Here is a 24,969-nt window from a genome sequence, read left to right on the forward strand (position 1 = left end):
GATGATGACAATGAAAAAATACCTAATCACTCTGGCTGCCGCAACGTTATTATCAAATAACGTTTTAGCAAATACTGATTTACCAGACAAACAAGCAGAATTACCGGCCCATCCAAAAACAGAAAAGTCTGATCACTTAGTTCCACGTGATTTCAGTACGATCCCGAACACCCCTTTTGGTGACAAAGTTAAACAAGGTTATTCTCTATTTGTAAACACGCAAACCTTGCAAGGCAAATACGTTAATAACCAACAGAATTGCGTAAACTGCCATATGCAAGCCGGGATGAAAGCCGATTCAGCGCCACTTTGGGGGGCATTCATGGCCTACCCTGCTTATCGCTCGAAAAATGACAAAGTAAACACCTACGCAGAACGTATTCAAGGGTGTTTCACTTATTCCATGAACGGTACCGCTCCGCCAACAGACTCACCTGAATTAGTCGCATTAAGTGCGTATTCCTACTGGTTAGCCATGGGGGGGTTATTAGACAAATATGGAATGCAAGATACCCCTATTCCTGAGTTATCCGATACCGCAGTTCAACTTGGTGGTAATGATGAAACGTTCATCTTACCTACTGAGATGATGAAAGATTTACCCGCAGGAAAACGAGGGAAATTAGCTGGTCGTAGTTTCCCAAAACTAGATAAACCGGAGCAAGCCCCTTCTATTGAGCGTGGCGAGATCGTTTACAACACTACGTGTGCAAGCTGTCATGGTGCCAATGGCGAAGGCATTAGAGATCACGGCGTGCAATCTTTCCCACCACTATGGGGCAAAGACTCATTTAACTGGGGAGCAGGCATGCACCGTGTTAATACCGCCGCTTTCTTTATTTATGAAAACATGCCACTTGGAAAAAGTATTCAGATCACTAAACAAGAAGCATGGGATGTTGCTGCCTTCATGAACAGTCATGAACGCCCTCAAGATCCTCGCTTTACAGGTGACTTAAAAGCAAACCAAGAGAAATACCATAACCACCAAGGCTACTACGGTAAAACCGTAAACGGAAAAGTATTAGGCGAACATTCATTTTAATAAAAATGCCTAATTAACATTATAAATAGCAACGTCTATTGGCTAAATAAACAAAGCCCTTATTGCCTCGGTAATAAAGGGCTTTTTATTGTGATTTTGTTAACAGGATCTCTGTTAATTGACACCGAATACGCTATATTGCCGCAAAACGTCAACCTTATTGATAATTGAGTCCATAATGAAATTCAGCGTTAACACATTAGTTATTTCTGCTCTCTTTGCTTCTTTTTCTGCTTTTTCTGCTCCTGTTGAATTTCAGAAGATCCCAGAGATCATGACAAAATTCGAATCTGCTCAGCTGTTTGTAAAAAGCTCACCAACCTTGGGCCGATTACCAAAAACCTCTGAACTAGGCAAACAGTTCCCTACTTATGTGTCTGATGGCAAAGGCGGTTATCACCTAGAAACAAGCAATACGATGATCAAAGAGGTTGTTGTCGCTAGAATGCCAACCGCGGTTGTCGATGATATCTATAACGAATGGTTAGTACCTCAAGACGTATGGAAAGGCACTTATGGCGATCTTCCTATCTCAACAGAGTTCGCATCGTTTAAACGAATCAAAAGCATTAAAGCCATCAAAATAGATGACGAAATGTTAACACTGATGGGCAGTGACGATGGTAAAACTGCGACCATTAAAGTGAGCTGGGACGATAAAGGAATGACAGTCTACAAAGACGGTTACCTTGCCGATTATGAATATGGCATCGCACCAGAAGAAATGAAAGAAAACTACGAACTGGCAAAATAAAATAACCAAAGCAATAAAAAAGAGAGGCTATTATCACCTCTCTTTTTATTCATAATCCATTTATTCCCTAGATAACAACATAGTTCCAGCCAATAACGACATTGCTATTAGTACTAACCCTAAATTTCCAATCACACCAGCAAGCCCTAATCCCCCACCAATTAAACTGTAATACAACAACCCTAATACCGCGCCTGCCGTGCCTACTTGGTGTTTATAATTAACTAATGCTGTACTAAATATATTAGGGCTTGCCATACCAAACCCCACCACAACCATAGCCATTCCGACTAAAAACCAAAGACTATCTTGATAAAAATATACCTGAACGGCCCCCATAAAACTGAGTAACACCGCAATCTGAATCAATCGCTGGGAACCCCATTCTTTTGCTAACAAGTGTTTATTCATCGAGCTTCCTATAACGGACGCGCTCGCCAATATCACTCCACTGTAACCAAATTCAATCGAACTTAAGCCAAACTGACTAAACATAAATGGCGCTAAAGAATAATAGCTAAACATCATGACGTTAAAGCAAGCAACCAAAATCGCACTTTTCCAAATATCCCCATCTTTAAGCATTGCCTTAAAAATACTCATAAAACTGACGGTTTGAATGTGAGCAGGTTTAGTTTCAGGTAAAGAAAAGGCCGATACAGTCAGTAATATAAAAGCCATGAAAAGCAGTAAACTAAACACCACTAAGTGCCCAAAATATTCAGAAAGAAATCCGCCTAACAGTAAACCAACAACGGGACTGATCGATACAGCAACGATTGCTAATGAAAACACTTTTCCTAACTCTTTGCCTTCATAACTATCACGTAATATCGTTTGTCCAATAACAGATCCTACTGCCGCTCCAAACGCTGAAATAACACGTGCAATTAATACCATATCAAAATCAGTTGCCATGATGGCTAACAAACAACCAACGCCATAAGTCAATAAACCACACAGCATGGATTTTCTACGTCCAATCACATCAGAAACCCGCCCCCAAAAAACAACGCCCACAGCAAAAGCAATAAAGTAAATAGACAAGGTTTGACTGGCGCTTGCCATTGATACGCCAAAATAATCGACTAAGTGAGGCAATACTGGACTGTAAATGGTTTCAATAATTTGAGGGAACATCAACAGTATGATGATCAGTCCCATATGAGGTTTTTTATTCATATTATTCTCTTCTAAAATTGGAATAAGAGAAGTATATGGACTTCATTTGTGTTCAAATATCAACAATAGAACAATAAACATCAAAATAAGGACAAGCCATGCTAATCGATGACAACACTCCTTTTTATGTTGATGACATGCCTTATCCTTTTGTTGGTATTGCCGCCCAAGTCGGCAGACACGATTCAGGCATGCACATACACAACCGCGCACAATTGTTGTTTGCCCCACATGGCTGCATGAGTATTACGCTCGACGGGCTGCATTGTGTATTACCGCCAACCAAAGTTGCTTGGATTCCTGCGGGGATTGAACATTGCGCTACCATGACCAATGTCGTTGCCTATCGTTCTCTTTATTTTGATCCTCTCGCTATCGATAATTTACCAACAGAACTGAGTATTTTTAGCGTCACACCATTATTAAAGGAATTGATTGAACGAATGGCCTTTTGGGATTGGGATAAACCCAGCGAAGAGCAAAAAAACACATTGGCATTATGTTGCGAAGAACTTTTTCACGCAGAAAAGAATAAACTCACACTGCCTTTACCCAAAGATAAACGATTAGCATTGTGGTTAGAAAAAGTAAAACAAGGAACACTGTTACCTCAACCATTGAATGAAATGGCAAAGCATATTGGGGCAAGCAGCAAAACCATTAGCCGATTATTCATAAAAGAAACCGGGATGCCTTACCAAGCGTGGCGTCAACAATGGCGACTGCTCACTGCGATTGAACAATTATCAGAGAAAAAGAGTGTCTCTGTTGTCGCCCACGCGTTAGAATTTTCTAGTGACAGTGCGTTTATTCATTTCTTTAAGCAACACACTGGAGAAACCCCGACTCATTATATTAAGTGAGGTAAATGGCAGTGAACGTTTGATTCAATAATCGATTGAATATCTCATGTGATAGGCTTTGTCATCTGATTTTGATTATTTTGAGCAGCTATTTCCGTTACAACGCGAAGTCCCTGTAAGCCAATAAGAGACACGATAACGGTTTCTAGCAAAGCGAAGATAACACCAATCAGCAAATGTCTTAATACCCGGCCAACGTAGAGGCGCATAAAGCCAACCTTTACCGACTAATCTCCATGCCTCATACGTAACATCGAGCCCTAAAAGCAGTTCACCTTTGGCGTTTAATGCATGTAACACAGTATTCGCGGCTGTGGCGTCAATTTGAGGGTATTCCGAAAAGTCTTCACTATAGATATCAATGGTTTTAATCTTGTTTTCTTTATCTTCCTTGGTGAGTGCTCCCATTTCTCTTGCACACAATGGACAGGTTCCATCATAAAAAATCGTTAACTGATGCATTATAGATCCCTATTTTTTAGTCTTACTACACTCTACGTTATTCACTGTTTTTTAGATCAAAATATCCACAAAGAGTATCATCAAAACACATTTGTTCCTTATCTCTTTGGCAAGATCGTTAATTGAACATTTACCGGCGACGTGACTCTCTACATATTATGCACATCTATATTATTTTTATCTCTTCGTGATTTCCAAAAAAGAAAAGACTCTTTGCTTTAATTTCACTAACTGAAAATTAGTTATTCACCTAAAATAAACCCATACTAATTAAAAGGGTTTTATCATGAGTCAATCACGCTTTTATAGCATCATCACAGATGCCAACCTGTCTCCAAAACAAAAATCACAATATTTGGCATTAGAAGCAGAGGCAAGCTTACCTTATATGGAGATTGACTCAGACACTCAGCAAGCTCTAAAAGATGGCGTGTTATGCGACATGTTTGAAGGTCACGCCCCTTATAAACCTCGCTATGTATTGCCAGATTACGCAAAGTTTTTAGCTCAAGGTTCTGAATTCCTAGAGTTAAATCCTGCCGAAGATTTTGATGATGCATTAAATTTACTCACTATTTTGTATCATCATGTCCCTTCTGTTACCTCTATCCCTGTTTATCTTGGCCAACTTGATACTGTACTTCTGCCTTACGTTGGTGCCCTTAGTGATGAAGAAATTTACCAAAAAATAAAACGTTTCTGGATAATGCTAGATCGCACGCTTCCAGATGCTTTCATGCACGTAAATATTGGTCCAACAGACAATATTATTTGTCGTACTATCTTGCGTGTTGATGCTGAATTAAAGCAAATCGCACCAAACCTAACTTTTATGTATGACGCAGACGTTACGCCTGATGACTTGCTTCGTCACGCCGCATCAAACATTTGTGAATGCAGCAAACCACACATCGCAAACTACCCTGTTCATGCTAAGGCATACCACAATACAGGCTTTGGTATCGTAAGTTGCTACAACTCATTACCTCTTGCTGGTGGATCAAATACGTTAGTGCGTATGAACTTGAAAGAAGCCGCAAATAAAGCAGAAAATAAAGCAGATTTTATTGAAAACGTTCTGCCTCACTACTGCCAAATTATGTTTGGTTTAATGGACACGCGCAGCGAATTCTTGCATAAGAAATCGAACTTCTTTGAAGGTTTCTTAACGAAAGAAGGCTTAATCCATGAAGACCGTTTTGCACCAATGTTTGGTATTTATGGCATGGCAGAAGCCGTAAATATTTTACTTGAGAAAGAAAGCATTACCGCAAAATATGGCCACGATGACGTCGCGAACCAATTAGGTCACGCTATCTCTAAACAGCTTTCTGACATTGTTGATGCGACTGACGTAAAATACGGTTACCACGGCAAAGCATTGCTTCATGCTCAAGGTGGCATTAGCTTAGATATTGATGTAACTCCTGGTGTTCGTATTCCTTATGGTACAGAACCAGATCCAGTGTCTTATGTGCAAGCAACCGCTGGGCATCATCAATATTACACATCAGGCATCAGTGATATTTTGACTATCGATGAAACGGTAAAATCAAACCCAGAAGCGATGTTTAATTTAGCAAAAGGGGCTCTGCACTCTGGCTATCGTGAATTTACAGCAAACGTTGCATCGAATGATTTAGTTCGTGTGACTGGCTATATGATCAAGTTGTCTGATATTGCAAAATTTGACGATGAAGGTTCTCGCACTAATACCACATTCTTAGGTGCCGAAGCGGCAAAGAACACGGGAATATTAAATCGTAAGCCACGTGTAGCGGCATTAGAAATCACACCGACTTACGCAGAATAGTTCATATTATGGTAAACGCTTCCCCATTAAGCAGCGATACCATCAACGATGATAAAACAGGAATGGTCAGCAAAGTGCTGACCTTTTCTTGTGTTGATGGCCCTGGCAACCGCCTTGTGATCTTTCTACAAGGCTGTAATTACGATTGCATTACTTGTCACAATCCTCATACCATTAATCACTGTGATCATTGCGGTGACTGTGTTGAGCCTTGCCCTACTGGTGCATTAACGTTTGATTCGCAGAAAAAAGTTATTTGGAATGAATCTCTGTGTACCCAATGTGATAACTGCATTGATGTGTGCCCAAGTAAATCGAATCCAAAAATCACCACGTATTCGGTTCAAACACTAATTGAGCTAACAAAAAGACACTCTCCTTTTTTAAGTGGCGTAACTATCTCTGGGGGTGAAGCAACGCTTCAGTTGCCTTTTATTATTGAGTACTTTAAAGCAATTAAGACCACCCCATCATTAAGCCACTTAACCTGTTTTATCGACAGTAATGGCAGCTTATCAGAGCAAGGTTGGACAAAAGTATTGCCTTATCTTGATGGCACAATGATTGATTTAAAAGCATGGCAGAACGACACGCATTTATGGTTGGTCGGCAGAGAAAATCACCGTGTATTACACTCCATCAATTTTTTACAACAACATAATAAATTGCATGAAGTTCGCTTGTTGTATATCCCCAATAAAACCGATTTACTCACCGAAATAGACGCGATTAGTGCGTACTTAAAAACATTACCAGAATACATTCAAATTCGACTGAATGCATTTCAGCATCATGGTGTGGTTGGTGAAGCGCTAACATGGGATAAGTGCAGTGAAACACAAATGAATGAATTTGAGGCGAGTTTAGTAAAACAATTAGGGCGAAGCGTTATCACCCCTTCGGTTTATACTTAAAATTACGGATCTCACTAGAGATCCACATTTTATTTAAATACAGTTACTTAGAAAACACCGCGGTTAAGTATCGATTATTTAACCCTTTGGTTAATATCGACTGCACTCTAAAAAACAACGCACTTGGCTTTTTAACGTAATGTTTAATGATGTTTCGACCGACACCTTGAGAGCGATTTTCTTTCGACTCTTTTTTAGAAAAAAGCCCTTTAAATTCCCAATACTGGATCTGCTCAAACGTTTCACCTGCTTGATAATCAGAGGCAGAAAACAAACGATAAAAAGAAGCAACCGTAAAATCATGCAGATGATGTGGATTACCATCAACCGTTGGCGTTGTAGGTACAGACGCGATCATCACCCCTTTATCGCTTAATTGTGTCAATAGATGCGTCACCATTTTTTGAGGTTCAGGAACGTGCTCAATGGTTTCTAAACTAATAATGGTATCGAATGTATGTGCTGAATCATCCATTTTTTTCAGAGTGAAACTCATACCATTACCGCACTCATAGCGAAGGTTATCTGCTTGATAATGTATTTTTGCGTATTCAACGGCTTTAGGATCAACATCTACACCAACAAATTGTTTGTCTGGATGCGCTTCTGCCATTAATGCCGTTCCGTAACCACAACCACACGCGATGTCTAGAATGTCGGTTCCGTGTAATTGTTCCGAGGCAAATTGATAACGTTCTAAATGAATATCCAATACCTCTTGATGACTTTTTTCATCTCGATTGAGCTGCTTTGGATAAATACGCTCTAATGAGTGTTCTGCAATACTATTTTCTTGTTGTAAATCCATGTGAACACCTTGGTAAATAGAGTCTATATCATGTCATATCGATGAAAGAGAAAGGTTAACATTATTTCTCTTTTTATATTGGTTCTTCTAATTCTTTATCCGATTCAATAACCAATTCAACGCTTGGTCATTCAAACTTAACTTATTATAAACCACACTGTAAACAACCTGTCCGTAACCAAAAGGCAGTGGTTTTTCAATTAAATCTTGCGCTTGTTTTGCTACTTCAAACCACTTTTTAGAACAGGTAAATAAAAAATCAGAATGATGGCACATCGCCGCCGCACTGCCAAAATCAGCCACTGACATTGCCATGTTTCTCGGTTGATGTTGCTGCGTTAGCAACTGCTCAAAATAAGGCTGATTTAATTCTTTATCAAAAATACCAATGTGCTTATACGTTAAGTAATTCTCAACCGTAAGGGGTTTTGTCGCTAATGGATGATTTGATTTCATTAAGCACACCATTTCATCGTCAATCACGGTTTCCCACACTAACTGCTTTTCATTCGTCGGTGGCTGACTTTTATCATGCGGTAGAATAATGGCATCCACTTGCCCACTCAAGAGCGCATCGAAACCAAGTTGTTCTTTAGAGTGAATATCAATGTGAGCATGAGGCGCTTGATTGGATAAAATATCACTGATAATCGGCGCAAAAATTTCAAGCGTACTCTCACGCATAGACAATGAAAACTTCCCCGTAAATGCCTTTGGTTCAAAAGATGACTGATTCAACAATCCATTCATATTGTTTAAAATAAGGTGAACTGTCGGCCCCACTTTTAACGCAAAAGCCGTTGGGATAAGTTGCGTACCATCGCGATAAAAAAGCTCATCACCAAGTAATGATCGTAATTGCGATAACGTTTTACTGACACTCGATGGACTCATGCATAAAATTTCAGCGCTTTGAGTAACACTGTGGGTAGACAGCATTACATGCAGAGCCGTCAGTTGCTTAAAATTAATACGAGAGAGTTGAATAAGATCCATAGCGCCAGTTACATAAGGTGATTGAATGGAACGGATTATAATACGAACCTATAGAAATAGATGCGAAAAAAATGCCACGATGACATGCACAAACTGCATAATTTACACTTTCTAACAATACCCTGACTTGAATCTAGAAGACGATTCCCCTATTATCACGCCCTTACTCTTTGGGGAGTAGCCCGCTTTCTTGTTTTAATTGCTTAGGCAAAATAAGCAGAAAGTTCGTATATCAACATAATTGATGCAAAATCATCATGGTATACGAGACAAGCATGAGCAGCTTGTTCGGCAAGACCTTAGATTAACATCACGAACCATTGGGTGGGCGTGAGGTTTTTCTATGGACTTATAATAATAATCCCGCCCAAATGAGTAATGTCGTGAGTGTACTAGCCATATCAATAACCACCGTCGCCTTAGCGGAAATCGGTGATAAAACCCAACTCCTCTCTTTACTGCTTGCCAGTAGATACCGAAAACCAATCCCTATTATTGCTGCGATCTTTTTTGCGACTCTGTTAAACCACACCTTAGCCGCCTATTTAGGGGTTGTCGTTGCCGATTACCTAACACCTGAAACCTTAAAGTGGGCTCTAATTATCAGCTTTGTCATAATGGCCGGTTGGGTCTTGATACCAGATAAGTTGGATGATGACGAAAAAATCTCAAACCGAGGTCCTTTTGTTGCCAGTTTCATTGCCTTTTTCATTGCTGAAATTGGGGACAAAACTCAAATAGCCACTTCCATTTTAGGTGCTCAAAATGCCGATGCCCTTAGTTGGGTTATTCTGGGTACGACAATAGGTATGTTATTGGCGAATGTGCCCGTTGTTCTAATTGGTAAATTTTCTGCTGATAAGTTGCCATTAACCTTGATTCACCGCGTAACGGCAGTGATTTTCTTAGGGTTAGCCGTAGGCACTTTCTTCGGTATTTAAACAGTAAAAACCCGAAGTAATTCGCTTAGGGTTTTATTTTACATACATTATTTTCTGATAGGCTAAGTTAATATTTGTATATTAACCGCTTCTTTATATGTCAAAATCAGTGAAACTCTATTCTGATTAGTATTAATAACTGAGCGAACCATTTATATTTATAAACAATATATCTACAAGATAAACCCACATTTAATGGTAGTTTAGCCATATAAAAGTTCAGTTTTTTTCTTAAACAATCTAACTTAATATATCAAGTCACATACACTATTACGTACAAAATACAATAATTTCATTAAATAATAAAAATATCAATTGTTTATTTATATATTGCGTTAAATTATACAAATAATTCATTATAAAATCATTACGATTATTAACTAATTCATGACCTAAAGATTAATAATATTTATTGAAATGACTTAAAATAGTAATTGATGAAACAGAAAAATATGGTTAAAGTAAAAAAATGTGCATTTAAGTAACTAGTAGGTAATATGTATAACAATAATCTTATTGAATTATTTGTTGATAATTTTAAGGGAGCAGCCTGTATTCGTCCTATCGATGAAGATTCCATTTTATTTAGTAATAAAATTTGTAAACTAATGATTAATAATGCAAAAAGTCTTTCAGAATCAATTAACTTAGTAAAAACACCATTAGAAGAATCCAGTATCTCATTTTTTGATTTTGTTGATGGTCAATTTAAAAGAACACAAGAACCAACTTTTTCATGTGGTATGTTTAACGGCATTGAATACACAACAATGAGAATAGCTATAGAATATAGTAAAAAACTGTGCATACTAACTTTACTAACCTCTTGTGATGAATGCCCATCAGCAGAACCCACAAATGATTTATATATTTGCAACACAAAAGGTCAAGTTAATTAATATTGGTTATGATTTAAGTATGAAAACTGAATGATATGATAGAAAGAATAAGTCAACGTACTTTATATAATTTAATAAAGTCTCATAATCGTTATGGATATATTTCATTAGAAACTCTATCTACATGGAACACAAAATTAAAAAACAGTGAGACATTCTATGTAAAAAAGCAATATAATCAAATAGATAAATATAATAAATAATAGTATGGTGTTATTACTACTTAATATTTGTTTCAATTTAAAGTCTAACTATTAATACATGCATTTGTTCATGTCTCTTAAGAGCATACTTCAGTAATCTTCATCGCCTTCCTTCTACTTATGGAGGTGATTTCATCCCTCAAAGATATAATGTGATTAACCAAAATACTTTTCCATTAGAGATACCACTTTAAAGTGGTATCTCTTATCAGATTCCTACATAGATAAATTTTAAATGTTCCAATTAAGGAAGTACTAACTTCAATAAACATTCTATTTTTATATCAAGAACATCATTAAGTTAGGTTCATTGACTTTACATCGGTTTAAATCACAACGTACACACTAATCTGCTTTTTATCTTCTCGACTGTCGTAATCTTAAAAATCCTTATCATAACAAATTCACTTCTTATGGAGATAAAAAATTAGATCCATATATTGAACTACAATAGCTGATTCAAAAAAGAGTACTGATTGATGCTACCAACGAATTTACTCTACTCTTTCTAGATTAGATCTGTACTAAACTATCATTTTGTTATAATACTTTATGGTTAAATTTCTAAAGATGAACAATATGCAGCAAATGATTATATGGTCAAAATATCTTCATTTACATTTGGCCAGTCTAAATTAGATCGTAATATTTAGAGATAAACTGATATTTTATACGAAATAATACTATTTTTATATTTATAGTTTATATTTCAAACAAACCATTTATACATAAAAAACACCATGTTTAAATTGAATTAAAATTCAAATAATACTAATTTATTACTAATAAAAATGCATTTTATTCTGCATTTAAAATCAAAAATAGAAAAAAAACAAATGACGATAAATTTATTTTATCGATACGATGAAAAATTCAACTACAAAAGATAAATTGACGTAAGTCATTGTTTGATTACAAATATTCTGTATCAATCTGTAAAAAGTGTGAGCAAATGTAACATTTAGCCCTTGATTAATAACCAATAACTATATTTAATGCCCATTCATTCACTCATAAGCATATCTATGTACAAAAACAATAGAAAAAAAATTAAAGATCTTCTTACTACTTCAAACATAGACACTGTAGAATATTTTTTAACAGTTAATATTACAACGAAAAGTTATATCCATCACAATTTTGACCATGGCAATTTCAAGTATAACTAGCCTACTTGATAGATAATTCCGATTAGTTTGTTTAAATTAACATTAATGTATTCTCAAGTTAATCATTATAAAGTAGAGTCCATTGCTTTTTTATTGTTAGATTTTTCTAATAATTAAAGATTTACAATTATATATGGATAAATATATTCATATAATATATTTAGTTAGGTAAACTCATGATTTATAAAAAAATATCTTTAAAATTTAAGATCTCAACCATTATATTAATTAATATAATCGGATTTTTAATTGTACTTTCAGTAGTATACTACAACTATAATGAAAGTAATAAGCAGGAAAATTTTATTTTTAGTGAAGTGTTTAAAGCAAATCAAAAAATAAATGATATCAAACTTCTTCTAGTCGAGTTAAGACGTTCAGATCTTGTTTTAATTTCTAGTAAATTTAAAGATGACGAAACTAAAAATGAAAGATTAAATATAATAACCGAGATTAATAATAACATATCATTATATAAATCGTATAAAATAGATTTAATTAACGACCAAAAAGATAATATCAAAGATCTAGAGTTAAAATTAAATTCTTATCTTTATATAAGTAATGATTTTGAAACAAAAATAGATACGAGCACGAGACAATTATTGGTATCAAAAAGTATGAATGAATTTAATGATATATTAAAAGTTGACAACATTTTATTAGATTCAATGATTTCTTATTTAGATTCATATAAAATAAACGTCAAGATAAAAAGATTTGAAATGATTAGATTTACTTTTATTATTATTTTATCATTAATATCTCTGTCCATTATTTCTGGTTTTATTATATCTAAAGATATAACGAAAAGAATTAACATTATTAACAAGTCTTTAAATAAATTAATTACATTAAATATATCTAAAGGCGATGTATGCGATTTCATCGATAGTCATAAATTTATACATGATGAAATTGGATCTATCATGCTTTCATTAAAAACGTTTAGAGAAAAAATTGTAGTATCGATGACATCAGTAAAAGAAACAATAGATAATAATGTTTCAGGAATTAATATTATTAATATAAATTCGAATGATAACTCAAACGCAATGATGGAACAAATGAATTCTATTGATATGTTAGCTACTGCTATAAATGAAATGCAATGTGCTGCAAATGAAATAGCTAATAATATAAATAATTCCGCATCCTCTGTTCAAATAGCATCATCTGAATGTAATAAAACCAAATCAATTGTAATTGATTCATCCAATTCAATAAAGTTAGCAGCTAAAGAAATTAATGAGTGTAATAACTTAGTTCATGATTTGAAAATTGATAGTGAAAATATTTCAGCCGTTCTAGACATGATCAGCAATATAGCAGATCAAACAAATCTACTTGCTTTAAATGCAGCAATAGAAGCAGCTAGAGCTGGAGAACAAGGACGAGGTTTTGCTGTTGTTGCAGATGAAGTTAGAGTTTTAGCGCAGAAAACTCAAAGTTCTACAATTGAAATTAATAATATTATTACTAGCCTGCAAAGTAAGACAACATCCGTTAGTGATAAAATAAATCAAAGTCAAATTATTATACAAGAATCTGTAAATAAAGCAGAATTTGCTAAAACAAACATTGAATTAGTCGACGATAACTTAATATCCATATCTGATATGAGTCATCAAATAGCAACAGCAAGTGAGGAACAAAGTTCCGTGATTGAAGAGATTAATAAAAATGCAGTTAGTGTTAGAGATGTAACTCAAGGTAGTTTAGATATATCTCATAGTATTGAAAAACAACTAAATGTAATGAATCAAGATATTGAAAATCTAGCTTTAGAAATTAATGAATTTAAATTAAAATAGAAATATAACATAATAAGAGTTATTACTATTTTAAAAGATTCGTCAATCGAATCAAAAATTCAACTATAAAACGACTCATAACTAGTTTTTAGTTATGAGTCTCCGTAGTATTTTAAAATTAGGCCCATTAGTTAGTGGTTCTAGCTTAATAACTCAACAATCAGTATTGTTCTAAATATACCATTTTCATCTATACCCTCTTGCTCGCTATACTGACAACCTGATTTTTCATTTTAATTATACTGCATAACAGAAGTAACTATCAACACACTTACGTTACTAAAACAAGTCTCCTTCATTATATTATATAGTTATTACAACGACCAAATAACACTAATTAATATTAATATCAGTGATGTTAATCACGAAGAAATTTATTTTATAAAACATTTAATAACTATATTAAATTATACATAACCATCCAACATTACAACAAATTTAATTAATAGAAAGGATAGCATAGTCTATTTGATGATGGATAATAATATAGCTATTATATTTAGACTTATAGTGATTTTTCATCATAAATAAATATTCGAATTAATAGCTTAACAAGATCATTAATAATAAATGATCTCATCACTAATTATAAAAAAGAAGAAGTAACATGGATGCTAAAATATTTCGAACCTTCCTAGAAGTTGCTGACGTTAGACATTTTGGACGAGCAGCAGAAAACTTATACCTAACCCAAGCAGCAGTTAGTGCACGAATTAAACAACTTGAAAATCATTTTGATGTCGAATTATTTACTCGTGATAGAAACAATATTAGATTAACCTCTGCTGGGGAGCGATTAATGCATTATGCAGAAATTATAGTTTCAACCTCACAACAAGCTAAATTAGAATTATCATTACAATCTGGAAAAACACTACAAATTAAATTAGCAGGAACACCAAGTGTTTGGGATGTCTTTTTGCAAAATGCTCTCAGTGTTGTTACCGATTCTTTTAATAACTATGCTTTTATGGCTGAAGTCCAAAGTCTTGAACAAATTAATAGAAAATTACTTGAACGAACTTTAGACATGGCTTTTTCATTCGATCGTATAAAAGGAGATGATCTCCACAGTGAAAAAATAGTTGATATAACCTTAATTCTTGTTTCAACACAAAAAAAAATAATTGATGACATTTTCAGTACAAAATATGTATACGTAGATTGGGGAAGTCGTTTTACTTCTGAATACACAGAGCGTCACCCCAATGTTCCAGAACCATATCTTAGAACATCAACAAGTCGTATTGCTTTAGATTTCATTTTAGAAAAAGGAGGGAGCGCTTACTTACCGTTGAATATGGTCGAGAACTTAATAAAATTAGGGAAGCTTCATCAGGTACATAATGTAGAACAGTGGAATAGAACTATTTATTTAAATTATAGAAAAAATAGCATTTCAATTAAAGCCATCATGTTAATAAAAGAATTATTAATAAAATAATTTGCTATTAATAATAGTGGGTCAATATGGAAACAAACCCACTATTTATTAATATAAAGTTCAGATTATTCACTAATTAATGTATTATTATTTACTTCATAGACCACATCACACGCAGACAATATTGAATCATTATGGCTGACCATTATAATAATAGAATTTGGCACATATTCTTTTAATAACACAATGGATTTTAATATATCGACCTTAGACATATTAATTAATACCTCATCAAAGATATACAACAGTGATTTATCTAATAAAGACATCATAAATAACAATTTACGCCTTTGTCCTGTTGACATCGATATATTTTCTATATCATCGACATACAGAGATTGGTAATCAAATACTCGCTCACCAAAACATTCTTTTAAGATTTTATTAACCACTTTGCTAGAAACACAATTTCTAAATAAGAAATTTTCATATAAAGAGCCCGAGAAAAAATTAGTTTCAGAGGTTAAATAACTTACTTTTGTTTCAAAAAAGTTATTATCTATAATATTTATATCAATGCCATCATATTCAATTTTTCCTTTATAGTTATTATTTATACCAACAATAGCTTTAAGTAATGTAGATTTACCACTACCAACAGGACCTTTAATTCCATATAATATACCTTTATGCAACTTCATATTTACATTAGTAAGTAGATTTTTTTGATCTTGTTTTAATATTAAATTTACTATTTTTATCTTGCTTAACGAATCGATGTTTACCCCTACATTATCAATATTAGATTCTAGAACCTCATCAGAAAAAAGGCTCTCCATTGATTGATTTAAATGTAAAAAACTTGCCTTTAAATATGAAAGCCTTGTTACAATTTGAGCCATTAAGCCTGAAAGTCGAGAACTTATTATAAATAACACGATCATATATGCAGGATTCAATTCAGATTGAGATATTCCAACAAAACTAATTATAAACAATACAAAAAGAGCTAAAAAAGAAACCATTTTTGTCAACTCATCCCAGAAGAAATTAAATGATGCGATTTTATCTTCATAATGCTGAGATACATTGTATATGTTTAAATATTTTTTAAATACATTATATTTATTAATGAATGGAATGTTTTCTCTATGACTAATATTTGAAACCCTTAATTTTAATACATCATTTGACGCACTCTCTAATTCTACTAAATATTTATATAGTCTAGACCTATATAAAAAGAAAATAAAAAAAACAAAGGCATAAAAAATCAAAAAATAAACACTAAGCCAGGAAATGAATATACTAAGAGTAATAAAAAATATTACAAAAGAAAGAATATCAGATGCAATATAAGGAATGAAATCCCATACCATTTTCCTATACTGTTCTACTGTTTTTATACTATGTACCGCAGAAAATCCTTTATAATGAGATGTAAATTTCAAAATATACCGTTCAAAAGTTAATGCGGACACTCCATTCGCAATAAAACATTTATTTTTTATTGCTTTTTTTGCAAAAAATTCGACTACATAAGCAGAAAAGAAAAACAGACTAACAATTAGTAATGTAGTAATGGAACTAGAGTAGATCAATCTTGTATTAAATATATTCGTATAAATAGGTGTAATTAGTGCAAATGGCGTTAATATTAATAATAACATCGACCATATCGGTGTAAAATTTACAACTTCAGATACTAGATCTTTTGCATTTTTCTTTTTTACCACTTCTCTAAGTTCAAAGTATCTACAGCTAATATAACTATCTAAAGAGACCTGACCTTTATTATCATAATAAAGTCCATTTATATATTTTATTAAAACATAAGATCCATCGATACTAATAACAAAAGGAGTGTTTATTATTGTACTTTTAGATATTTGACCTGAAATGAATTTATAATAAAACAGATTGTTATCTAATTCCTTCTCCATTTGTTTAATTACAATTTCTTCCCCAGTTGCATGATTTAATTTTTTAATCAATGATGAGGAATAATTTATGCCTAATTCATGAGCAAGGCTAAGAAAAGAATTTATCATTTAAATACCAACAAAGTAAGAAAGGCCAATAGTGTATTGGCCTTTATATTTATATATTAAAAAGTTTCATGATTATCAACAAGATCAAAACTATCAATGATGGTGTGATTTGGTTGAAATGATTGTACATATTCACTACTTGGCAAATGTTCTATACTCGCATTACTATTTTCTCCTGCTGGGGAGTTAGTGTCAATATTAATTCTACCAATAGTTTCGCTTCCACTATTAGTTTGCTGTACTCCTGCTTTATCAGTATATTCAATTTGATATTGGTAAGTTCCTGCTTGATTAAATTCAGCTTTAATTACCCAATCACCATCTTCATCAGATAAAGTTTTTTGTTCTTTACCTCCTACAGTTAGTTTTATCTCACTATTAGGCTCACTTTCACCACTGAATACTTTCGTTTCAAGTATTTTTAACTCTGTGTCTGGTGTTGCTTCTGTGTCTTCAGATAGAGCAGAAAAGCTTCTTACAACAGGTACTGTATTCAATGTAAAGTTTTCAGAACTAGCAAATTCCTTATGGTTTCCAGCAGTGTCAATTGCGGTTACTTTCCAACTATAAACCCCATCAGCTAAATTAGTTGAACTCACTGACCAACTGCCATCTTTCTCAACGGTAGCAGGAAATGTAAATGTATCTTCAGTGCCCGCTTTCGTAAGTTCGATATTAACTGCAGAGCCTGGTTCTACAGAACCGGTAAACTCAGGTTGACTATTCACGACATCATCTAAATTTACATCAACGAGTGTTGCATCTAACTTACTAACAATTGTATCTAATGTGAAGTTAAATCGAGCTTCTCCAGAAGCATTGCCTGCTGCATCCACTTCACGAGCAATGATGGCGTTAATTCCTTCTACTGCCACTGGTTGTGTTGTTACCCAACTGCCATCAACTAGGTATTCAATACGATTACCAACTTCACTTGGGGTAACGGTAAACGCCCCATCATTGGTGATCAAATCATTTCCTACCGTGCCACTGTCTGTATCTAACGCAATACTTGGGGCATTTGGCGCTCGAGTATCTAATATAAAAGATATTTCTCTAACAAGTTCATTACCCGCTAGATCTTGTGCAGTTACTTTCCAGATATATTGACCATCAATTAACTCTAGCGTAGGAACAGATACACCCCAATTACCCTCAGCATTAACTGATACATTACTTGTATAAACAGCTGATTTATCACTAGCTAATAACTCAACAGTCACCGATGAGCCCTGTTCCACAGTGCCATTTAACGTTGGAATATCAGAAACAAACGGTTCATTATCAGATGGAACAACTGTGAAATCACTAACCATTGAATCACGATTAATAGCCAAGTTCTCACTCGTTATGTTGCCTGCTGTATCTTCTGTTGTAATAATAATCGCATTATTACCTTCAACCAAATTCAGAATATCTATATTCCAACGCCCAGCAGAAAGGTAATCATCTGCAAGTATTATTGGTACACCATTAAGAGTTATACTGGTAATCAATGAGCCTGCATCTATTCTTCCTTGTAATGTAACAGAATCACCTCGAATCGTTTTATCACCATCGATAACTTGATAGCCTTCTCCTACAATACTATCTATTGTAATAATAGGATCAACAGTATCAATAATACCATTAAATGAAAGTGACTTTTTATTTCCAGCTATATCTGTAAAATTAATAACTACCTTATTATTCCCTTCAGATAACACTAATTGATGTACCCACTCTCCGCGGTCATTCACGGTTCCTTCATGAACTTTACGTCCATCAACAAGGATAACAAAAGAAGAACCAAGATCTGTATCACCACTTAAAGTTATTGTGCGAGTATCCGAATTACTATAAATATCCGAAATATTATCTAGATTATTCTGAAGTGTCCCATTTATTGATAATTCCAATACATCAAACTCAGTCTTAACAACTACCGTTTGATTAATAGTAGTAAAATTGCCAGCACGGTCCCAAGCCGTAATTGTAATATTATTTATCCCATCATTTAATGGCATACCAAATACAACATAACCAGAACCTGTCCATACTGCATTAAATGCTTGCCCATTGTTAACTTGAACTCTTACCTCTGTATATTCACGAGAAGTCGTAGGATTAAAGTTTAATGAAACAAGTTCTTTATTTATAGATAACGATTCCCCAGTTTTTAATGACATCCCATCAATAGAAAAATCCTCTGCCATAATATTATCTATATGTGAATCAACCGTGACACTAAATCGACTACTTGCCGTATTACCCGCGCTATCAACAAACGACCAATTAAAGACATAAGCACCATCTGCTACAAGCGTAACAGGTAAGCGCCAAGTTCTAGAAACATCAATATCATTAAACTCTTGAGTGAAACTATCAGGCCCCGTAATTATTACACTTGCAGTTACATCATGATCAGTTTCTGCCGGGAACCTCTGGAATGTAAATGTTAAGTCTTTACGACTAGTTATGTTATCTCCCGTTTGTCCTTGCTGAGGTGCATGTGTATCTGACCCAAAATCCAAATCAACAAAAACTTTAATTGTGCGATCCACAATTATCGATCCTGTTTTAGTTACTTTATTACCTGCAATATCTTCAAATGAAATTGTATAAGGATGAGCTCGCTCAACAATCGTCCCTACATCAATAGTCCAGTCCCCGTTACTGCCTAAAACTTGAGTAAATTCCGTATTATTAATATGAATAGTTAATCGACCAGCTTCAGATGCGGTTCCTCTAAATACCAAACTTTCATTAGAAGCATTCAAGTATTGGTTATTTCCATTATTCGTCACGCCATCTATAGCATAAGTAAACTCTGGAGCAGTACTATCAATATTAAACTCAACAGTCACTTCTGGACTTTTATTACCTGCCCGGTCAATAGAATACATAAGAACAGAATGAGGTCCATCCGATAAATCTACTGATAACTGGAATTGCCAGGTTCCAGATGAACTGACTTGTGTACTATAACTAATCCCTGCGATGACAATGGTAACTTCAGCTCCAATCTCACCAATGCCTTTAAACGTTGGTTTTGACGTTGAAACAATATTATCATCGGTCAATCCATTTTCATCCACGAGTAATCCTGAAAAGGACTGGTTTTGGTTATCAACAACAATACTGTTCAATTCACGATTTAATGTATTACCAGCATCATCACTAACAACTGCTGAAACCGTATAACTGCCATCGCTCAAGTCAGTAAATTCATGCTGCCAAATACCAGATGATGGCACAGTTAACGTGATATTTGTTTCTACACCTTGAGAATTAGTCAAAGTGAGTCGAACATTATCTCCAGCACCACCATTCCCCCCTAGAACAATCTTAGAACCACTTAATATTTTATCTGTATCAAATTGACCATTATCATTTTCTACTTCCATAGTAAAACGAATCTCAGTCTTAATATTAATGATACCTTGCTTGATCGCAGAGTTACCGGCAACATCTTCTGCTGTAATCGTGAAATTATTAAACCCTTCGTTTAATGTTAATTCTAATGACCAAGATCCATCATCATTAATAGTCACATCATGATTACTGCCATTAATTGCTAATATTAACGATATCGTACCTTCATTCACTGTACCACTAAATGTTTGATTTTTACTTTTTGAAACAATAGATCCAATATCCGTATCATCTCCTACCATGGCAGTTAATGCTGGTGGCGTTCTATCAATAGTAATAGTTACTTCTTGAGAGCTTTCATTCCCTGCTTTATCTCGCAGTTCCACAACAAAAACATGCTCTCCTTCAGCTAAACCAGAAAATGCATATCTCCAAGATGATGATATTGTGATGAAATCTGCAACTATGCTATCTGTCAGTTTATCCTTAATGACAATGGTTACCCCTATTTCAGTTGAACCTGTTAAATTAATATTCTGGGCATTAGTAATAAAATCACCTTTTTGACCAGAATCAGAATCAGAATCTAAGTTAAATGTTGTTTCAACATTTGTATCAACCGTAAAAACATAAGGGTCTTGATCTATCTCATTACCCGCATTATCAACTAAGACAAATCCAATACTATGACTACCATCCACTAAAATCACTGGGATCTGGAATGACCAAACACCCGCTTCATTAACTAAAGCAGTATATGTGACATCCCCCAACGTTGCTTTAACCGTATATCCTGGCGTACCACTACCCGTAATTGTAGGTGTCGTAATGTTAGTTACATTATCCCCTTTTTCTCCGCTATCACTATTAACCTCTAATCCAGGAACAAAAGGTAAAATATCAGGGCTCACCGTTAAACGTTGTTCTTTTTCGATTGAATTACCAGCAATATCTGTTGATATAATAGTTAATGTGTGAACACCATACTCTAATGGTGGAAGTGCTACCGTAAATTGGCCTGATGCACCTACACCTGCATTAATTGGTTTTTCTATACCAGCAATGAAAACCTTAACTGTTGATCCAATAGATGTTTGGCCAGTAATTGATACTCTTTGAGTTTCCGTAATCCAATCACCAATAACACCGGTATCATCATCAGAGTTCAGTGTAATCTCTAACAATATTGGAGGAGTTCTGTCAATAGTAATGTTATAATCTGCACTAATATTTTTATTACCTGCAATATCTGTTGCAGTCACTACTATAATATATTGTCCTTCAGCTAAAATATCAGGTTGTTCAAAACTCCACTGACCAGTATCTGCATTTACTGTCGGAACATAATTATATAAAGTAGTGCCATCAAGGCTCTTCACTGTAAAATTAAGAGTCGCATCACGGTCTGTTAGCCCCGTAAAGACTAAATTTTCTACATTAGTTACTTGATCATTATCTAGCGATCCAGAATCAGATTCTAACCTAAATTGATTGATAACTGTCGTATCAATAATTAGTACTTTATTTGCTGAGAAACTATTACCTGCAATATCCGTCGATTCAATTTTTACAGTATAACGACCATCATCCAAAACCGTGGTAAAAGAGTAATCCCATGCACCAGCAATAGGTGTAATATTTTGTTCATTTAAAATAGTTGAACCCGAAATTAAAATCACTTTTATTTGAGCAGCATCATTTGTTGAACCAGATATTGATAATTGATTATTTTTAGTTATCCAATCATCGCTAGCATTACCCGAATCATTATCCAAAACAAATGAAACATCTGGAGCGGTGGTATCTAATGTATAAGAACCACTCTTAGATTTAGTGTTACCAGCTAAATCTTCTGCCTGTAACGTCCACAAATAAGTGCCATCAACAGTCAATGCACTCCCGCTTGGGATCGTAATGAAAAAATCACCATCATCATTCGCATGTACTTCAACTAAAGCAATAACATCACCAACTAAAGTTACCGTTAATGATACTTTAGCATTAGGTTCAGTTTTACCCACAAAACTTGGCGTGGTATCAGAAGAAATACCATCAAGATCTGATTCACCAACATCTGAAGATGAATCTAAACCAGTATTAGCAGAAAAGTCTTGTAACTGTGTATCAACAATAACAGTTCCCAATTTTTCAATTTCATTTCCCGCAACATCTACCGCAATAACTTTCCAAGTATAAGTACCATCTACAGATGCATTGACCGTAAAATCATAATTATTACCACTGGTAACTGTTTTTTCTGAACGAGCTTGAATCTCACCTCTCAAACCAAATTCAAACCGAACCATAACTAAAGAGGACCCTTCGCCTCCAACTGCTCCTTTAAAGTTTAAAGTCTGCTCTTTCGTTATCCCATCAGATGAGGATTCACCGGAATCACTAGCAGAATCAAGACTGGCCGTCAATGTTGGAGGCATCGTATCAATCACTATCTCATTTGTAATAATCGAGATATTACCGGCAACATCTGTCGCTTCAACCTTCCAAGTATATGTCCCATCATTAAGATTATCAGTTACATTAATAGACCAATGATCTGAAGTAGTAATTGGTCCATAAGATACAACTAAACGGTCTCCTTGATAGAGTTTTAACTCTATACTAGATGCTTCGTTAACATTACCAGAAAAAGTGGGTCTAACATTATTAGTAATCCCATCGCTAGAATCCCCAGAATCTGATGCGTCATCTAAAACAGCAGACAAAATAGGTTGAGATGTATCAAGTGTGATTGACCCATTAAGCGTTCTTTTGTTACCCGCAATGTCTTCAATTTCGACAACGTAATTATAAATACCATCCCCATTAACTAGACGAGGAAGTGATATTTCCCATAAACCATTTATTACTGTAGCTACAGTAGCAGCTGTGATATCAATCATTTCACTGTTAAACGTTAATGATTTCAACGTAATTTTAGAATTGGCTTCTGCGCTACCTGATAATGAAACATCTGATTTATTAGTAATTGCATCATCATTTACACTACCAGTATCATCTTCAGATGCTAAAGATACTGTAAATATATCTATAGAAGTATCTATAGTAATGCTACCTGTTATTTCTTCAGATATATTACCTGCGACATCAGTAGCAGTCGCAACCCAATTATAGGCACCATCTTCTAATTCAGTAACATTAGATATTAGCCATAAACCATTAGAATCAGTGACGACTGAGTTTAGTGTTTGAAGAACTTCATCCCCTTTTTTAATAACAAGTGTAACAGTAGCACCAACTTCAGAGACACCTGAAAAAACCGGAGTCGTAATATTTGTAATTCCATCTGAATGGTTTAATCCTGAATCGTTACCATCAGCTAGCATTACATCACTTAGTAAAGGAGCAACAGTGTCAATAGTAATCGTTATATTTGCACTTTCCGTCTGGTTACCAGCAGCATCAGTAACAATCGATTTAATCGTATATTGACCATCAACTAATATATTTGTTAATTGATAACTCCAATTACCATCGCCACCGACTTCAATAAATGACGGCATAATAGATTGACTGACACCAGATATATTTTTTATATCCAGAGATATACGACTTCCTGATTCTGCAATACCTGTAAATAATGGAGTATTATCTTTAGTAATGTTATCGGTTATATCTACTCCGGTATCTGATGCTAACTTAAATGAATCAAATGTTGGTGCAATTGTGTCCACAATTAATAACTGTTGCTCTGAATTAGTTACGTTGCCAGCAATATCAGTTAAAATTGCAATCCAAACAAATTGACCATCATTTAATGCATCAGAGTTTGTAATAGACAATATACCTGATTCAGGAATTGTTACTTCTGATGATGTCCAATGAGGCACACCCGTCGCAGATATGCCACTCCATAGTTTCACAATGACTTTAGCGCCAACCTCACCAACAATACTGAATGTCGGAGTTTTATCTTGAGTAATACCATCATTCGATGAAAAACCACTGTCTGAGTTCGAATCCAGAGACGCACTTGTCAGTAACGGGGCTTCTGTATCCAACGTAAACTGGCCACTATTCTCTGGAGTCGTGTTACCAGCAGCATCTGTTGCTGTCATTGTCCAAGAGTATGTTCCATCTAAAGGTAACACAGGATTAATAGTCAAGCCCCATAGACCATCAGCACCAACGATTGCTTCAAATACTCTTGAGTAATTTTCAGGGCCAGTTAGAACTAATTGAACCTTATCACCATTAGTGCCTGTACCGTTAAAAGATGGTGTATTATTACTTGAATAAACTACATCATCAGCACTTCCTGTTTGAGACCCAAAGTCAGCCGTTACAGAGATCGTATTA

Annotated in this window: 15 protein-coding genes and 1 riboswitch; of the genes, 9 read left to right on the top strand and 6 right to left on the bottom strand. The window is 34.6% G+C overall.

All coding sequences use genetic code 11. The features are described from left to right. Positions 1 to 10 precede the first annotated feature (10 nt). Positions 11 to 1,045 carry a c-type cytochrome gene (locus A6E04_RS15350; protein WP_017023373.1) on the top strand — a complete coding sequence of 345 codons (1,035 nt, stop codon included), beginning with the start codon at positions 11 to 13 and terminating at the stop codon, positions 1,043 to 1,045. A 178-nt stretch (positions 1,046 to 1,223) separates the two neighbouring features. Beyond that, on the top strand, positions 1,224 to 1,799 hold the full coding sequence (locus A6E04_RS15355) for a hypothetical protein (protein WP_023604223.1): 576 nt from the start codon (positions 1,224 to 1,226) through the stop codon (positions 1,797 to 1,799). Between the two features lie 60 nt (positions 1,800 to 1,859). Here the strand turns inward: A6E04_RS15355 and A6E04_RS15360 are convergent, their stop codons facing one another. Then, a complete protein-coding gene (locus tag A6E04_RS15360) occupies positions 1,860 to 2,981 on the bottom strand; it encodes a multidrug effflux MFS transporter (protein WP_017023375.1) in 1,122 nt (373 codons plus the stop codon). A 98-nt stretch (positions 2,982 to 3,079) separates the two neighbouring features. On the opposite strand from A6E04_RS15360, the gene A6E04_RS15365 reads away from it, so the two are divergent. Continuing rightward, the gene (locus A6E04_RS15365) at positions 3,080 to 3,844 is read left to right on the top strand and encodes an AraC family transcriptional regulator (RefSeq protein WP_023604222.1); all 765 of its coding nucleotides are present in this window, start codon (positions 3,080 to 3,082) and stop codon (positions 3,842 to 3,844) included. A gap of 75 nt (positions 3,845 to 3,919) precedes the next feature. On the opposite strand, the gene A6E04_RS15370 is transcribed toward A6E04_RS15365, so the two are convergent. Continuing rightward, the gene (locus tag A6E04_RS15370; RefSeq protein WP_065611765.1) at positions 3,920 to 4,306 is read right to left on the bottom strand and encodes a thiol-disulfide oxidoreductase DCC family protein; all 387 of its coding nucleotides are present in this window, start codon (positions 4,304 to 4,306) and stop codon (positions 3,920 to 3,922) included. 286 nt (positions 4,307 to 4,592) lie between these two features. Between A6E04_RS15370 and A6E04_RS15375 the strand changes: the two genes are divergently transcribed. Together A6E04_RS15375 and A6E04_RS15380 are read left to right on the top strand one after the other, a co-directional pair. After that, positions 4,593 to 6,119: a YjjI family glycine radical enzyme gene (locus A6E04_RS15375; protein WP_065611766.1), complete on the top strand. Its 1,527-nt coding sequence runs from the start codon at positions 4,593 to 4,595 to the stop codon at positions 6,117 to 6,119. Positions 6,120 to 6,127: 8 nt separating this feature from the next. Next, positions 6,128 to 7,033 (top strand): YjjW family glycine radical enzyme activase, encoded by a 906-nt coding sequence (locus A6E04_RS15380; protein WP_065611767.1) that lies wholly within the window; start codon positions 6,128 to 6,130, stop codon positions 7,031 to 7,033. Positions 7,034 to 7,076: 43 nt separating this feature from the next. Here A6E04_RS15380 and A6E04_RS15385 read toward each other — a convergent pair whose 3' ends face one another. Together A6E04_RS15385 and A6E04_RS15390 are read right to left on the bottom strand one after the other, a co-directional pair. After that, on the bottom strand, positions 7,077 to 7,841 hold the full coding sequence (locus A6E04_RS15385) for a class I SAM-dependent methyltransferase (RefSeq protein WP_065611768.1): 765 nt from the start codon (positions 7,839 to 7,841) through the stop codon (positions 7,077 to 7,079). Between the two features lie 87 nt (positions 7,842 to 7,928). Further along, the gene (locus tag A6E04_RS15390; RefSeq protein ID WP_065611769.1) at positions 7,929 to 8,837 is read right to left on the bottom strand and encodes a LysR family transcriptional regulator; all 909 of its coding nucleotides are present in this window, start codon (positions 8,835 to 8,837) and stop codon (positions 7,929 to 7,931) included. A 160-nt stretch (positions 8,838 to 8,997) separates the two neighbouring features. Continuing rightward, positions 8,998 to 9,127: riboswitch (yybP-ykoY riboswitch) on the top strand. Between the two features lie 93 nt (positions 9,128 to 9,220). Between A6E04_RS15390 and A6E04_RS15395 the strand changes: the two genes are divergently transcribed. The 4 genes from A6E04_RS15395 to A6E04_RS15410 all read left to right on the top strand — a co-directional run bounded on the left by A6E04_RS15395 (position 9,221) and on the right by A6E04_RS15410 (position 15,307). Next, positions 9,221 to 9,778, top strand: coding sequence for a TMEM165/GDT1 family protein (locus A6E04_RS15395; RefSeq protein WP_023604216.1), 558 nt, complete (start codon positions 9,221 to 9,223; stop codon positions 9,776 to 9,778). Between the two features lie 497 nt (positions 9,779 to 10,275). Continuing rightward, positions 10,276 to 10,677, top strand: coding sequence for a hypothetical protein (locus A6E04_RS15400; protein ID WP_023604215.1), 402 nt, complete (start codon positions 10,276 to 10,278; stop codon positions 10,675 to 10,677). Positions 10,678 to 12,225: 1,548 nt separating this feature from the next. Continuing rightward, a complete protein-coding gene (locus A6E04_RS15405; protein WP_065611770.1) occupies positions 12,226 to 13,863 on the top strand; it encodes a methyl-accepting chemotaxis protein in 1,638 nt (545 codons plus the stop codon). A 607-nt stretch (positions 13,864 to 14,470) separates the two neighbouring features. Further along, the gene (locus A6E04_RS15410; protein ID WP_023604213.1) at positions 14,471 to 15,307 is read left to right on the top strand and encodes a LysR family transcriptional regulator; all 837 of its coding nucleotides are present in this window, start codon (positions 14,471 to 14,473) and stop codon (positions 15,305 to 15,307) included. 65 nt (positions 15,308 to 15,372) lie between these two features. On the opposite strand, the gene A6E04_RS15415 is transcribed toward A6E04_RS15410, so the two are convergent. Further along, positions 15,373 to 17,298: an ATP-binding cassette domain-containing protein gene (locus A6E04_RS15415; protein WP_023604212.1), complete on the bottom strand. Its 1,926-nt coding sequence runs from the start codon at positions 17,296 to 17,298 to the stop codon at positions 15,373 to 15,375. A 56-nt stretch (positions 17,299 to 17,354) separates the two neighbouring features. Then, a partial coding sequence (locus A6E04_RS15420) for an Ig-like domain-containing protein (protein ID WP_139078840.1) occupies positions 17,355 to 24,969 on the bottom strand: 7,615 nt, incomplete at its 5' end.

The organism is Aliivibrio logei (genome assembly GCF_001691055.1).
Taxonomy (GTDB): Bacteria; Pseudomonadota; Gammaproteobacteria; order Enterobacterales; family Vibrionaceae; genus Aliivibrio; species Aliivibrio salmonicida.

What these genes read in the sequence shown, in the direction of transcription:
- A6E04_RS15410 (WP_023604213.1), top strand. Translation starts at nt 14,471, where the DNA reads ATGGATGCTAAAATATTTCGAACCTTCCTAGAAGTTGCTGACGTTAGA.
- A6E04_RS15390 (WP_065611769.1), bottom strand. Translation starts at nt 8,837, where the DNA reads ATGGATCTTATTCAACTCTCTCGTATTAATTTTAAGCAACTGACGGCT.
- A6E04_RS15375 (WP_065611766.1), top strand. Translation starts at nt 4,593, where the DNA reads ATGAGTCAATCACGCTTTTATAGCATCATCACAGATGCCAACCTGTCT.
- A6E04_RS15380 (WP_065611767.1), top strand. Translation starts at nt 6,128, where the DNA reads ATGGTAAACGCTTCCCCATTAAGCAGCGATACCATCAACGATGATAAA.
- A6E04_RS15415 (WP_023604212.1), bottom strand. Translation starts at nt 17,298, where the DNA reads ATGATAAATTCTTTTCTTAGCCTTGCTCATGAATTAGGCATAAATTAT.
- A6E04_RS15350 (WP_017023373.1), top strand. Translation starts at nt 11, where the DNA reads ATGAAAAAATACCTAATCACTCTGGCTGCCGCAACGTTATTATCAAAT.
- A6E04_RS15405 (WP_065611770.1), top strand. Translation starts at nt 12,226, where the DNA reads ATGATTTATAAAAAAATATCTTTAAAATTTAAGATCTCAACCATTATA.
- A6E04_RS15370 (WP_065611765.1), bottom strand. Translation starts at nt 4,306, where the DNA reads ATGCATCAGTTAACGATTTTTTATGATGGAACCTGTCCATTGTGTGCA.
- A6E04_RS15360 (WP_017023375.1), bottom strand. Translation starts at nt 2,981, where the DNA reads ATGAATAAAAAACCTCATATGGGACTGATCATCATACTGTTGATGTTC.
- A6E04_RS15400 (WP_023604215.1), top strand. Translation starts at nt 10,276, where the DNA reads ATGTATAACAATAATCTTATTGAATTATTTGTTGATAATTTTAAGGGA.
- A6E04_RS15385 (WP_065611768.1), bottom strand. Translation starts at nt 7,841, where the DNA reads ATGGATTTACAACAAGAAAATAGTATTGCAGAACACTCATTAGAGCGT.
- A6E04_RS15365 (WP_023604222.1), top strand. Translation starts at nt 3,080, where the DNA reads ATGCTAATCGATGACAACACTCCTTTTTATGTTGATGACATGCCTTAT.
- A6E04_RS15355 (WP_023604223.1), top strand. Translation starts at nt 1,224, where the DNA reads ATGAAATTCAGCGTTAACACATTAGTTATTTCTGCTCTCTTTGCTTCT.